Annotated in this window: 12 protein-coding genes; 6 read left to right on the top strand and 6 right to left on the bottom strand. The window is 72.8% G+C overall.

Annotated features, from left to right (window positions below):
• Window positions 1-103: 103 nt before the first annotated feature.
• On the bottom strand, window positions 104-880 hold the full coding sequence (locus tag ACIQVZ_RS17180; RefSeq protein ID WP_402450738.1) for a hypothetical protein: 777 nt from the start codon (window positions 878-880) through the stop codon (window positions 104-106).
• Window positions 873-1,667 (bottom strand): alpha/beta fold hydrolase, encoded by a 795-nt coding sequence (locus tag ACIQVZ_RS17185; protein WP_350884420.1) that lies wholly within the window; start codon window positions 1,665-1,667, stop codon window positions 873-875. The genes ACIQVZ_RS17180 and ACIQVZ_RS17185 overlap by 8 nt, the downstream gene beginning before the upstream one ends.
• 271 nt (window positions 1,668-1,938) lie before the next feature.
• On the opposite strand from ACIQVZ_RS17185, the gene ACIQVZ_RS17190 reads away from it, so the two are divergent.
• Genes ACIQVZ_RS17190 through ACIQVZ_RS17200 form a run of 3 tightly spaced genes read left to right on the top strand, consistent with a single transcriptional unit; the run spans window position 1,939 to window position 4,740 of the window.
• A complete protein-coding gene (locus ACIQVZ_RS17190; protein ID WP_402451021.1) occupies window positions 1,939-2,787 on the top strand; it encodes a lysophospholipid acyltransferase family protein in 849 nt (282 codons plus the stop codon).
• Window positions 2,788-2,822: 35 nt separating this feature from the next.
• Window positions 2,823-4,082: a MacS family sensor histidine kinase gene (gene macS, locus ACIQVZ_RS17195; protein ID WP_350884418.1), complete on the top strand. Its 1,260-nt coding sequence runs from the start codon at window positions 2,823-2,825 to the stop codon at window positions 4,080-4,082.
• Window positions 4,060-4,740 carry a response regulator transcription factor gene (locus tag ACIQVZ_RS17200; RefSeq protein ID WP_063347264.1) on the top strand — a complete coding sequence of 227 codons (681 nt, stop codon included), beginning with the start codon at window positions 4,060-4,062 and terminating at the stop codon, window positions 4,738-4,740. Before macS ends, ACIQVZ_RS17200 begins: the two co-directional genes overlap by 23 nt.
• Before the next feature lie 80 nt (window positions 4,741-4,820).
• Here the strand turns inward: ACIQVZ_RS17200 and ACIQVZ_RS17205 are convergent, their stop codons facing one another.
• Window positions 4,821-6,755 (bottom strand): anthranilate synthase family protein, encoded by a 1,935-nt coding sequence (locus ACIQVZ_RS17205; protein ID WP_402450743.1) that lies wholly within the window; start codon window positions 6,753-6,755, stop codon window positions 4,821-4,823.
• A 241-nt stretch (window positions 6,756-6,996) separates the two neighbouring features.
• Between ACIQVZ_RS17205 and ACIQVZ_RS17210 the strand changes: the two genes are divergently transcribed.
• Both ACIQVZ_RS17210 and ACIQVZ_RS17215 read left to right on the top strand, forming a co-directional pair.
• Window positions 6,997-8,406: a class II 3-deoxy-7-phosphoheptulonate synthase gene (locus tag ACIQVZ_RS17210; RefSeq protein ID WP_402450745.1), complete on the top strand. Its 1,410-nt coding sequence runs from the start codon at window positions 6,997-6,999 to the stop codon at window positions 8,404-8,406.
• A 197-nt stretch (window positions 8,407-8,603) separates the two neighbouring features.
• Window positions 8,604-8,897 carry a bacterioferritin-associated ferredoxin gene (locus ACIQVZ_RS17215; RefSeq protein WP_402450747.1) on the top strand — a complete coding sequence of 98 codons (294 nt, stop codon included), beginning with the start codon at window positions 8,604-8,606 and terminating at the stop codon, window positions 8,895-8,897.
• A gap of 4 nt (window positions 8,898-8,901) precedes the next feature.
• Here the strand turns inward: ACIQVZ_RS17215 and bfr are convergent, their stop codons facing one another.
• Window positions 8,902-9,381, bottom strand: coding sequence for a bacterioferritin (gene bfr, locus ACIQVZ_RS17220; protein WP_350884410.1), 480 nt, complete (start codon window positions 9,379-9,381; stop codon window positions 8,902-8,904).
• Between the two features lie 221 nt (window positions 9,382-9,602).
• On the opposite strand from bfr, the gene ACIQVZ_RS17225 reads away from it, so the two are divergent.
• Window positions 9,603-10,232 (top strand): molybdopterin-dependent oxidoreductase, encoded by a 630-nt coding sequence (locus ACIQVZ_RS17225; RefSeq protein WP_402450749.1) that lies wholly within the window; start codon window positions 9,603-9,605, stop codon window positions 10,230-10,232.
• Window positions 10,233-10,294: 62 nt separating this feature from the next.
• Here ACIQVZ_RS17225 and pknB read toward each other — a convergent pair whose 3' ends face one another.
• Together pknB and ACIQVZ_RS17235 are read right to left on the bottom strand one after the other, a co-directional pair.
• Entirely contained in the window at window positions 10,295-12,085 is a 1,791-nt protein-coding gene (gene pknB / locus ACIQVZ_RS17230) for a Stk1 family PASTA domain-containing Ser/Thr kinase (protein WP_402451024.1), read from the bottom strand.
• A 119-nt stretch (window positions 12,086-12,204) separates the two neighbouring features.
• Window positions 12,205-13,002, bottom strand: coding sequence for a thiazole synthase (locus ACIQVZ_RS17235; RefSeq protein WP_350884406.1), 798 nt, complete (start codon window positions 13,000-13,002; stop codon window positions 12,205-12,207).

Raw genomic sequence — 13,002 nt, forward strand, 5'->3', positions numbered from 1 at the left:
AGCTCGCCAGCCCAGTCTCCCTGCACCCGCAACAGTCTGGCCCCACGCGAAAGCACGTGGGGCCAGAACCTGAAAGATCTTCAGCGATCTCCTAGACGTTGGTCTAGACGACCGCGCCGTTGTCCGGGTCCTCGGGCTCGTCCTCGTCGCGGTCCTTCATCCGGGTGACCAGGGTGACGAAGCCGCCGAGGAAGGCGGTGATCCCGACCCAGGCCGGCCAGCCGGCGATCTCCCGCCACACCACCGCGTCGAACAGCAGCAGGGCGGGGCCGCCGAGCACCGCGAGCCAGGCGAACTTCGCGGTGACGTCGGCGGTCGGCAGCGGCGGGGGCTCCGGCGGGACGTAGTGGTCCTCGTCGGTCTCCTCGGCCAGCTCGAAGTCGCGCGGGCCCGAGCCCGCCGCCGGCATCACCGGCCGACCGGAGCGGGGGCGGGGCTGCGGGGCCAGGTCGGCGAGGTCGTCCGGGTCGGTCCGGGAGCCGGGGGCGTCCTTGAAGCCGCCCTTCAGCTCGCTCTGGGCCCGGAGGTTCTCGACCTCCGGCCAGTTGGGGTTGGTGAGGTCCACGGGGTCGTCGAACTGGGCGACCAGGGCGGCGAAGATCTCGTCCTGCTCGGCCTGGCTGCGCTCGGGGGCGCGCCGGGTGCGGGGCTCCGCGGGCGCGGTGGCGTCCGGTTCGGCCGGGCGCCGGTCGGCGGCCGTCGCTTCGGCGGCCTCCGCGGCCGGGGCGGTGACGCCGTCCGCCCCCGAACGGTCAGCCGGGGCGCCGCTCTGCGCGGTGCCGTCCTTCGCCGTGCCGTCCTTCGTCGCGCCGTCCTCGCGGGGTGCCTCGTCCCCGCCGCCCGCCGTGCTGCTCTCGTGCACTTCCGGCCCTTCAGCCATGGTGATCGTCGGATTCGACCCCGGTGACGCCCACCGCGTGCGCGGGGGCCAGCCGTCGGATGAAGTCCTGGCTGGCCGCGAATATTTCCGCCGCGTCGTGGTCCAGCGTCGCGACGTGGAAGCTGCGCTGGCACAGCCGCTCCGTCACGTCGGTCGAGGATATCCGGGCCAGCACCAGTTCCGAGTTGGCCGGCGAGACGACGTGGTCCTGCGGACTGCGGAAGAGCAGCACCGGCTGGGTCACCTGCGGCAGCCGCCGTTGGACGTCCCGCCACAGCCGGCCCAGCGACCAGGCGGCGTTCAGCGGCGTCCGGTCGTAGCCCAGCTCGACCGTGCCGGGCTTGGCGATGTCGTCGGCGATCCCGGGCACGCTCGGCACGAGGTGGCGCAGCACCGGCAGCAGCACACTCGCGGGGTTGTCCGAGCGCACCGACGGGTTGACCAGCACCAGCCCGGACACCGCCGGACCGTGCAGCGCGGCCAGCCGCAGCGCCAGCGCGCCGCCCATCGACAGCGCGCAGACGAAGACCTGCTCGCACTCGGCGGACAGCGTCAGCAGTTCGTGCTCGACCTCGGCGTACCAGTCCTCCCAGCGGGTGATCTGCATGTCCCGCCACCGGGTGCCGTGCCCGGGCAGCAGCGGCAGCGACACGCTGAACCCGGCCGCCGCCAGTTCCTCCGCCCAGGGCCGCAGCGACTGCGGCGACCCGGTGAAGCCGTGGCACAGCAGCACCCCCACCGGTCCGCCGCGGTGGCGGTACGGTTCGGCACCGGGCAGCAACGGCATGGCGGACTCCTTCGCGGGCGGGTGGCGCTGGGGGAGGGACGCTGGAGGGGGAGGCTGCGGGAATCCGCATCGTCCCACGGCCCCGCCCGGGACGTACACCCCTCATGGCGGCCCCCGCACGGGACGCGCACCCCTCGCGGAGGCCGCCGCGCGAGTGCCCGTGGGAGTCCGGCGGCGGCCCGCCGGGGCGGGGCGGGGCGCGGGCCGAGCCCACGGGGCATTAGGATCGACCGGTCCGCATAACAGGAGGCCCGGGTTGTTCTACCGACTGATGAAGATGATCGTCGCGCCACTGCTTCGGATCTTCTTCCGGCCGTGGATCGAGGGTGAGGAGAACATCCCCACCGAGGGCGCGGCCATCATCGCGAGCAACCACCTGTCCTTCTCGGACTCCTTCTTCTTCCCCGCGCTGATCAAACGCCGGGTGACCTTCATCGCGAAGGCCGAGTACTTCAACACCCCGGGCATCAAGGGCCGGCTGACCGCCGCGTTCTTCAAGGGCGTCGGCCAGCTGCCGGTGGACCGCTCGGGCGTGCGCGGCGCGGGCGAGGCCGCGATCCGCAGTGCCATCGCGGTGCTGGACGGCGGCGAGCTGTTCGGCGTCTACCCCGAGGGCACCCGTTCGCCCGACGGCAAGCTGTACCGCGGCAAGGTCGGCGGCCTGGCGCGCGTCGCGCTGGCCACCGGCGCGCCGGTCATCCCGGTCGCCATGATCGACACCGAGAAGGTCCAGCCGCCCGGTCAGGTGATCCCCAACTTCGGCACCCGCCCCGGCATCCGGATCGGCCGCCCGCTGGACTTCTCCCGCTACCACGGCATGGAGAACGACCGTTTCATCCTCCGTTCGGTGACGGACGAGGTGATGTACGAGATCATGCGGCTCTCCGGCCAGGAGTACGTGGACATCTACGCGACCGCCGCCAAGCGGCAGATCGCCGACGACAAGAAGAAGGCCGACGCCGAGCGCAAGGCCGCCGCCAAGGCGGAGAAGGCGGAGGCGGAGGCCGAGAAGGCCGCCGCCGACAAGGCCGCCGCCGACAAGGTCGCCGCCGACAAGGCCGCCGCGACGGAGAAGGCCGAGCAGTCCGGGCAGGAGCCGAAGGAGACCGGGTCGGCCTGACGACCGCGGGCACGGCCCAGGGGAGGGGCGGAAGGATGACGGACGGCGAGAGAACCGGGGCGGTCGGCGGCGCGGTCGCGGCCGGGGGCATGTCCGTCGAACTGCCGTTGTGGAAGGCCATCTCCTACTTCCGGGTGCTGGCCCTCTGCTACGCCCTGCTGCGGTACCTCAACTCCTACCTGGACTTCCTGCACCCCGTCGCCGGCTGGATCTTCCTCGGCACGCTCACCCTCTGGACGCTCGCCAGCACCCGGGCCTTCGCCGGCCCGCAGCGCTGCACCTGGTACGTGCTCGGCACCGACCTCACCCTCGCCGTCACCGGCATCGTGATGAGCGGCCTGACCGACGACCCGGTGCGGATCAGCCACGGCGCGCCCACCCTGCCGACCATCTGGGCCGCCGGTACGGTGCTCGGCTTCGCCGGCAAGGGCGGCTGGCGCTGGGCGGCCGCCGCGGGCACGGTGATCGGCGTCGCCAACATCCTCGGCCACGGCGGCCCGACCGGCGACAACATCCACAACATCATGCTGCTGATGGTGGCCGGCTGTGCCATCGGCTACGTCATCGAACTGGCCCGCGCCAGCGAGGCGACGCTCACCCGGGCGCTCCAGGTCGAGGCGGCCGGCCGGGAGCGCGAGCGGCTCTCCCGGGACATCCACGACGGCGTGCTCCAGGTGCTCGCCCTCGTCCAGCGCCACGGCGCCGAACTCACCGCGCGGCCGGCCGAGGGCGCTTCGGCCGCGGCCGGTGGACGCCCGGGCGGTGACGCCGACTTCGCCGAACTCGGCCGGCTGGCCGGCGAGCAGGAGCGCGCCCTGCGGGCGCTGATGACCGGCGGCCCGATCCCGGGGCAGCGCCCGCAGGAGTGCGGGGCCGGGGAGCCGCAGGACCTCACCGCGCTGCTGCGCCCGTACGCCGACGAGCGGATCACGCTGTCCGCCCCCGGTGGGCCGGTGCTGCTGTCCGCCGGGGCGGCCGGCGAACTGGCCGCGGCGGTCGGCGCCGCCGTCGACAACGTCCGCCGGCACGCCGGGGAGCGGGCCCGGGCCTGGATCCTGGTGGAGGACGAGCCGCAGGCCGTCACGGTCAGCATCCGCGACGACGGCCCCGGCTTCGCCCCCGGCCGCCTCGGCGAGGCGGAGCGGGCCGGGCGGCTGGGCGTCTCCCAGTCCATCCGCGGCCGGGTGCTGGACCTCGGCGGCACGGCCGAGCTGTACTCGGCGCCCGGGGAGGGTGTCGAGGTCGAACTCCGTGTTCCGAGGAAGGGCTCTGATGACCGATCAGCCGACGACTGACCGGCCGATACGGGTGATGGTCGTGGACGACCACCCGATGTGGCGCGACGCCGTCTCGCGGGACCTCGCCGAGGCCGGGCTGGACGTGGTGGCCACCGCGGGCGACGGCGAGGAGGCCGTGCGCCGGGCCCGCGCCTGCTCGCCGCAGGTCGTCGTGCTGGATCTCAACCTGCCCGGTCTGCCCGGCGCGGAGGTGTGCCGCCAGGTGGTCGCGCAGGACCCGGCGGTGCGGGTGCTGGTGCTCTCGGCCAGCGGCGAGCACCAGGACGTGCTGGAGGCGGTGAAGTCCGGCGCGACCGGGTACCTGGTCAAGTCGGCCGGGCGGGAGGAACTGCTGGACGCGGTGCGGCGCACGGCCGTGGGCGACGCCGTGTTCACCCCGGGCCTGGCCGGCCTGGTGCTGGGCGAGTTCCGCCGGCTGGCCGCCGAACCGGCCCCGGCCTCCGCGCCGGCCGTCCCGCAGCTGACCGCGCGGGAGACCGAGGTCCTGCGCCTGGTGGCCAAGGGCCTGTCGTACCGGCAGATCGCCGACCGGCTGGTGCTGTCGCACCGGACGGTGCAGAACCACGTCCAGAACACGCTCGGCAAGCTGCAACTGCACAACCGGGTGGAACTGGTGCGGTACGCGATCGAGCAGGGGCTGGACGACGACATCTGACCGTTCGGGCGGGATCCGGCCGCCTCGGCGATCCCGCGTGCGATGGGGGGCCGGTCCGGGACCGGCCCCCCACTCGCTCCTCAGCCGCGGACGGCGGCCGCCTCGCGCAGCAGGCCCGCCACGACGCCGACGCCGTCGCGGGTCAGCACCGACTCCGGGTGGAACTGGAGGCCGGCGAAGCCGGGCCCGCGCAGCGCGTGGACGTCCCCGGTGACGGTGTCCCGGGCGACCTCGACGCCCTGCGCGGCGAGCCGGGCCGCGTCGGCGTCCGAGCAGCGCGCGGTGAACGTGTTGTAGAAGCCGACGGTGTGCTTGGTGCCGAACAGGTCGACGCTCTCCTGCGCCCCCTGGTACGGGACGTCCTTGCGGCCCAGCGCCAGCCCGAGCTCGGCGCAGAGCAGCTGGTGGCTGAGGCAGACCGCGAGCAGCGGTGCGGTGCGGGCGCCGGACCGGACCGCCGCCAGGGCGTCCGCGACGACCGGTCGCAGCAGGGCCATCTTGGGGTCGTCGGCGAGCGCCGGGTCGCCGGGCCCGGGGCCCAGCACCAGCGGCCCGCGGTGCGCCGCCAGCAGGGCGGGCAGCCCGGGCGCGTCGTAGCGGACGACGCTGACCTGGTGGCCGATCGAGGTGAGCAGGTGGGCGAGCATCGAGGTGAAGGTGTCCTCGCCGTCGACCACCAGGGTCGGCACGGGCTCGGTGACCACGGTCGGCGTCTGCATCCGCAGCCAGAACGGGGCGAGGTCGGCCCGCCGGGCGTCCAGGGCGGCCTGGACGCGGTGGTCGTCGGCCAGCCGGGGGCCGGTGGGGCCGGGCAGCCGGGCGGGCGCGGGCCGGGCGCCGATCGCGGTGAGCACCCCGGCGGCCTTGGCGTGGGTCTCGGCGACCTCGGACTCGGGGACGGAGTGGCGCACGAGCGTGGCGCCGACCCGGACGACCAGGCGGCCGGTGGCCGGGTCGATGTCGGCGGTGCGGATGCAGATCGGCGAGTCCAGCAGCTGCCCGCCGCTGGCGGAGCGGCCGATCAGGGCGAGCGCGCCGGAGTAGTAGCCGCGCCCGCCGGGCTCGTACCGCTTGATGACCCGGGTGGCGTTCTGCACCGGGCTGCCGGTGACGGTGGCGGCGAACATCGTCTCGCGGAGCACCTCGCGGACGTCCAGCGAGGTGCGTCCGCGCAGCTCGTACTCGGTGTGGGCGAGGTGGGACATCTCCTTGAGCCGGGGCCCGAGCACCTGGCCGCCGAGGTCGCCGACCGTGCACATCATCTTGAGCTCCTCGTCGACGACCATCGTCAGTTCCTCCAGCTCCTTGGGGTCGTGGAGGAACCGGAGCAGCGAGTCGATGTCGGAGCCGCCGGTCGGGTAGCGGTAGGTGCCGGAGATCGGGTTCATCACGACGGTGCCGCCGCTCTGTCGGACGTGCACCTCGGGGGAGGCGCCGACCAGGACGCGTTCTCCGGTGTGCACCAGGTAGGTCCAGTAGGCGCCGCGCTCCTGCTCCAGCAGCCGCCGGAACAGGGTGAGCGCGAGTGCGGGCGAGAAGTTCTCCAGGGTGGCGCCGAAGTCGCGCCGGATCACGAAGTTGGCGCCCTCGCCGTTGCCGATCTCCTCCTCGATCACCCGGCGGACGATCGCGGCGTACGCCTCGTCGTCGATGTCGAACGAGCCGCCGGTGAGCGAGACCGGCGACTGCGGCAGGGCGGCGGTGAGTTCGGCCAGCGGCAGGGTGTGCTGTTCGGCCACCGAGAGGGCCTGCAGCGGGGTCCCGTCGTCGTGCGCCTCGAAGCCGCGCTCGCGGATCTGCCGGTACGGGACGAGCGCGAGCAGGTCGTGCACGGGGCCGTCGGCCGGGACGCCGGTGCGGACCGGCAGGTCGGCGAGGTCGCGGTAGCTGTCGACGGTGCCGACCAGCACCTCGACGGTGTCCGGGGCGAGCCGGGGGGTGCGGCGGTGCAGCAGGGCGAACGCGGGCGCGTCGGGAGCGGTGAGGCGGGCGAGCAGGTCGGCGGTGGCGGTCACGGAGCGGCTTCCTTCCGGGGGACTGGTGAGGTGCGGTGCTGGGATCCGCTCCCGGAGGGCCGTCTGCGCATACGCCGACGGCCGCCCCGAGGGGCGGCCGTCGTGTTCGTCTAGGAACGCGCGATCGGTGGGCCACCCTTGGGGGAGGCCCACCACCAGGAGTGGGTGTGGGGCGCGTGCATGGTTCGAGCGTAGCGGATCGTGCCGGGAGGGTGAGCCCGGTCACGTGTTTGTCCGAGTTATGTCTCACCCCTCGGGCAATGGTCACGAATCGCTCGAGTCACCCCGTAGCCTTGGTGGTGTGACCGTGACGACTGAGACATCGAGGACTGGCCACTCCTGGCAGTCCCTGCCCGCGGCGCAGCAGCCTGAATGGCCGGACCAAGAGGCTCTGCGCAAGACCCTTGCCGAGCTCGCCTCCTATCCGCCGCTCGTGTTCGCCGGCGAGTGCGACCAGCTGCGTGCCCGGCTCGGCGCCGTGGCGCGCGGTGAGGCCTTCCTGCTGCAGGGCGGTGACTGTGCCGAGGCCTTCGACGGCGTCTCGGCGGAGCACATCCGCAACAAGCTGAAGACCCTGTTGCAGATGGCCGCCGTGCTGACGTACGCGGCCTCGGTGCCGGTCGTGAAGGTGGGCCGGATCGCCGGCCAGTACTCCAAGCCGCGCTCCAAGTCGACCGAGACCCGCGACGGCGTGACGCTGCCGGTCTACCGCGGCGACTCGGTGAACGGCTTCGAGTTCACCCCCGAGTCCCGTATCCCGGACCCGGAGCGCCTCAAGCGGATGTACAACGCGTCCGCCGCGACGCTCAACCTGGTGCGCGCGTTCACCACCGGTGGTTACGCGGACCTGCGCCAGGTGCACGCCTGGAACCAGGACTTCGTGCGCAACTCGCCGGCCGGCCAGCGCTACGAGCAGCTCGCCCGGGAGATCGACAACGCCCTGGCGTTCATGAACGCCTGCGGTGTGGCGCCGGAGGAGTTCAAGACCGTCGAGTTCTTCTCCTCGCACGAGGCACTGATCCTCGACTACGAGACCGCGCTGACCCGCGTGGACTCGCGCACCGGCGAGCTGTACGACGTCTCCGGCCACATGGTGTGGATCGGTGAGCGCACCCGCCAGCTGGACCACGCGCACATCGAGTTCGCCTCGAAGGTCCGCAACCCGATCGGCGTCAAGCTCGGCCCGACCACCTCGGTCGACGAGGCCCTGACCCTGATCGAGAAGCTGGACCCGGAGCGCGAGCCCGGCCGCCTCACCTTCATCACCCGGATGGGCGCGGGCAAGGTCCGCGACCACCTGCCCACCCTGGTGGAGAAGGTCACCGCGTCCGGCGCCCAGCCGGTGTGGATCTGCGACCCGATGCACGGCAACACCTTCGAGGCCTCCAGCGGCCACAAGACCCGCAGCTTCGACGACGTGCTCGACGAGGTCAAGGGCTTCTTCGAGGTGCACCGCGCGCTGGGCACCCACCCGGGCGGCATCCACGTGGAGCTGACCGGCGACGACGTGACCGAGTGCGTCGGCGGTGGCGACGAGGTGCTGGTCGACGACCTGCACCAGCGCTACGAGACGGCCTGCGACCCGCGCCTCAACCGCAGCCAGTCGCTGGACCTGGCGTTCCTGGTGGCGGAGATGTACCGCGGCCAGTGAGCTGCCACTGGTGAGCCGCCACCGGCGGGTCGCCGCTGAGCGAGTGTGACGAAAGCCCCTCCGGATTCGGGGTCCCCGAGCCCGGAGGGGCTTTTTCGTACCCGGATCGCCGGGTAAGGTGAGGCTTAGTGAAGTAAGGCAAGCCTTAGTCAAGATCGTTCCGCCAGTCGGCGGCGCACCACCCGGGAGAGTCCGCGATGTACGTGTGCATGTGCCATGCGGTCACCGAGGACCAGGTGAAGAAGGCGATCGACGCCGGGGCCGGCACCCCGCGCCAGATCGCCCGGGGCTGCAAGGCCGGCACCGACTGCGGATCCTGCGTCCGCCGGATCCAGGCCCTGCTCGGCGAGCACGGCGCCAGGCCCTGCCCGACCGCCCGCCTCGCCGCGAAGCTCGGCCTGGCCGACCCCGAGGCCGAGGCCGCGCCCGCACCGGTGGCCGCCGCGGCTCCCGCCACCTTGGCCCCGGTCGCCCCGCTGCGCGCGGCCTGAGGGCTCAGGAGTCCGGCTGCTCGATCACCTGGGCGAGGTAGAGCGCCTCGCCGAGCTTCTCCAGGAGCTCCAGCTGGGTGTCGAGGTAGTCGATGTGCTGCTCCTCGTCGGCCAGGATGTCCTCGAAGATGTTCGCCGAGGTGACGTCGTTCTTGGCGCGCATCACCACGATCCCGCGCTTCAGCCGGTCGATCGCCTCGACCTCGATCTGGCGGTCAGCCTCGAACATCTCCTTGACCGTCTGGCCGATCCGGACGTGGAACAGCCGCTGGTAGTTCGGCAGCCCGTCCAGGAAGAGGATCCGGTCGGTGAGGGTCTCGGCGTGCTTCATCTCGTCGAAGGACTCGTGCCGGGTGTACTTGGCGAGCTTCGTCCAGCCGAAGTTCTCCTGCATCTTGGCGTGCAGGAAGTACTGGTTGATCGCGGTGAGCTCCGCGGTGAGCTGCTCGTTGAGGAACTCGATGACCTCTGGGTCGCCCTGCATGGCTGGTGCCTCCCTGCGCTACGGCCTGTTGTGACTCCTGCGCTGCGCATCCTGGCATCGAAATGGGAGAAAGTTCCAGTAAGTTCACACTCACTAGGACATGTTTCGGAATATCCGATTTCGGCCGATACGGGCTCGACCACCGGTTATTGGGGATGGGGCGCGTGGCCGCGTCAAGGGGCGCGCACGGCGCGTCGGCCGCCGTCTGTCACCATGGAGTCATGGGTCAGTCCGAACAAGAACCGTTTCCGCCGTCTGACCCGAGGCTCCCCCCGGGGCAGCGCGTGCAGCGCGGCTGGCCCGCCCTGCACTACGGGCCCGTACCCCGCTTCAAGCCGCTGACCTGGGACCTCCAGGTGTTCGGCGCCACCGCCTCGGCGGAGAAGCACAGCTGGGACTTCGAGGCCTTCCATACCCTGCCGCGCACCACCGTCGTCGCCGACCTGCACTGCGTCACCAAGTTCACGCTGCTCGGCAACGAGTGGTCGGGCGTGCCGGCCGCCGCCCTCCTCGACCTGGAGCCCCCCGCACCCGGCGTCACCCACGTGATGGTCTGGGCCGAGTACGGCTACAGCGCCAACCTGCGGCTGGCCGACTTCGCCGACCCGCGGACGATCTTCGCCACCCACCGCAACGGCGAGCCGCTGACCGCCGAGCACGGTTTCCCCGTCCGGCTGATCGTCCCCGGGCTGTACGCCTGGAAGGGCCCCAAGTGGGTGCGCGCGGTGGAGTACATGCGGGCCGACCGCCGGGGCTTCTGGGAGGAGCGCGGCTACCACAACCTCGCCGACCCGTGGCGCGAGCAGCGCTACTCCCACCAGGAGGGGCCGGGCGACGGCCCGCTGCGCTGAGGGTGAGCCGACGTCCGGAGGAGTCCCCTCGGGAGCGAGGAATCCCCTTATGAGGAATCCCCTTAGAAGAAGGGGAAGTTGACCGTCACCGCGGTGTGCTGCGGGCGCCGCTCGCCGGCCGCCGGGGACTGGCTGGACACCTTGCCGGTGCCGAACAGGTTGACCCCGCTGGTCTGCATCGTGAAGCCGGCCGCCTGGAGCGCCTTCGCCGCGTCGTCCTTGCTCATCCCGGTGACGTCCGGGACGGGCACCATGCCCTTGCTGACCACCAGCGAGACCGCGGTGTTCTCCTGGAGCAGCTGCCCGGCCGCCGGTGAACTGCTGATCACCACGCCCTCCGGCACGGTGTCGTCGTACGTCCCGGTCACGCCGCCCCTGGTCAGCTGGGCCGTGGTCAGCGCGTCGGCGGCCTGGTCGGCGGTCTTCCCTGCCAGGTCCGGCACCGCGATCCGCTTGGGGCCCCTGGAGACGGTCACCGTCACGGTGTCGCTCTTGCGGGTCCGCGCGCCCACCCCGGGATCGGTGGCGATCACCTGCCCGGCCGGGACGCTCTCGCTGAACACCTCGACGAAGCGGCCGTGCATGCCGTCCTTGTCCAGGATCTGCTGCGCCTCGGCCCGGTCCTTGCCGAGCACGCCGGGCACCGGCCCGTACAGCGCCTCGGACAGACCGTACGTCGCGCCGCCGACCGCCAGCACCAGGGCGGTCAGCGCGGCCGCCCAGATCAGCGGCTTGCGGGGGAGGCGGCGCAGCAGGCTGGGCCGGCGCCCGCGCACCGGGGTCGGCTCGTCGTACGGGCGGGGCTCGACCAGCAGCTGGTCCAGCAGCTCCGCCGGCACGTCCAGCACGCTGGTGGGCTCCGGCGCCGCGGCGTCGACGGGCCCCGCCGGCTGCTGGATCACCGACGTCGGCTCGCTGGTCGGGTAGCGCGGGCTGGGCCGGGTGGAGGCCGGCGGCTCGGCGTCCAGCTCGGCCGGGGTGAGCGTGCGGCGGATCCGCTGGAGGGCGGCGAGCAGTTCGACCGCGTCGTACGGGCGGTCCTCGGCCGTCCGGGCGCAGGCGCCGGCCACTATGGCGTCCAGCCCGGGGCCGACGGCCGGGGCGATCAGCGAGGGGGCGGGGACGTCCTCGTGCAGGTGCTTGTACATCACCTGGACGGGGTTGTCGCCGGTGTGCGGGCGGCGGCCGGTGAGCATCTCGTAGAGCAGGATGCCGGCCGCGTAGACGTCGACCCGCTGGTCGGTGGGGGCGTCCGGGAGGATCTGTTCGGGGGCCAGGTAGGAGACGGTGCCGAGGACCGTGCCGCCGGTCGCGGTGCTGGTCGAGGTGCTGGTCGAGGTGGGTGCGCCGTCGGCGGTGCCGAGGACCCGGACCAGACCGAAGTCGGCGACCTTGACCAGCCCGTCCTCGGTGATCAGCACGTTCTCCGGCTTGACGTCCCGGTGCACCAGGCCGGCCCGGTGGGCGGCGCCGAGGGCGGCCAGCACCGGCTCCAGCACGTCCAGCGCGGCCCGCACGGACAGCGCGCCGCGGTCGCGCAGCAGGTCCCGCAGGGTGCGGCCGGGCACGTACTCCATGGCGAGGAAGACGTTCGCGCCGTCCGCGCCCTGGTCGAAGACGTTCACCACGTTCGGGTGGGAGAGCCGGGCGACGGCCTTGGCCTCGCGGATGAACCGGGCGGTGAAGCCGTCGTCCCCGGCCAGCGCGGGGTGCATCACCTTGAGGGCGACGACCCGGTCCAGCCGGGTGTCGGTGCCCCTGTAGACGGTGGACATCCCGCCGGTCGCGATGCGCTGCTCGACCCGGTACCGGCCGTCGAGCAGGGTACCGATCAAGGGGTCGTGCAATGCCATGTCCACCCGGAGAGTCTAGAGCTCCGGGTGTCAGCCGGGCCCGGAGGACATCGCCTCCGGGCCCGGCTGTGCCCGGTTTGTGACACGGCACACGCGAGCGGGCGCCGGGCGTCCCGGCGTCAGAACGCCGGGTGCTCGCGGGTGTCCAGCTCCGCCCGGCCGGCCATCGCGGAGGAGGCCTCGGCGTGGAACCGGCGCGGGATGCGGCCGGCCCGGTGGGCGAACCGGCCCGCCTCGGCGGCGTGCCGCATCGCCTCGGCCATCAGCACCGGGTCCTGCGCCCTGGTCACCGCGGAGGCGAGCATCACCGCCGCGCAGCCCAGTTCCATCGCCAGCGCGACGTCCGAGGCGGTGCCGGCGCCCGCGTCCAGGATCACCGGGACGCCCGCGCCCTCCACGATCAGCTGGAAGTTGTGCGGGTTGCGGATGCCCAGGCCGGAGCCGATCGGAGAGCCCAGCGGCATGATCGCCGCGCAGCCGACGTCCTCCAGCTTGCGCGCCAGCACCGGGTCGTCGTTGGTGTACGGCAGCACCGTGAAGCCGTCGTCGACCAGGGTCTCGGCGGCGTCCAGCAGCTCGATCGGGTCCGGCAGGAGGGTCCGCTCGTCGGCGATCACCTCCAGCTTCACCCAGTCGGTGCCGAGCGCCTCGCGGGCCAGCCGGGCGGTCAGCACGGCCTCCCCGGCGGTGAAGCAGCCCGCCGTGTTGGGCAGCACCCGGATGCCGTTGCGGGTCAGCACGTCCAGGACGGAGCCCTGGGTGCCGGCGTCGACCCGGCGCATCGCCACGGTGGTCAGTTCGGTGCCGGAGGCCAGCAGCGCCCGTTCCAGGATCTCCAGGCTGGGTGCGCCGCCGGTGCCCATGATCAGCCGGGAGCCGAAGGACTCCCCGGCGATGGTCAACAGGTCGTCAGCCAT

Source organism: Kitasatospora sp. NPDC098663, from assembly GCF_044760075.1.
In the GTDB taxonomy this organism is placed as follows: Bacteria; Actinomycetota; Actinomycetes; order Streptomycetales; family Streptomycetaceae; genus Kitasatospora.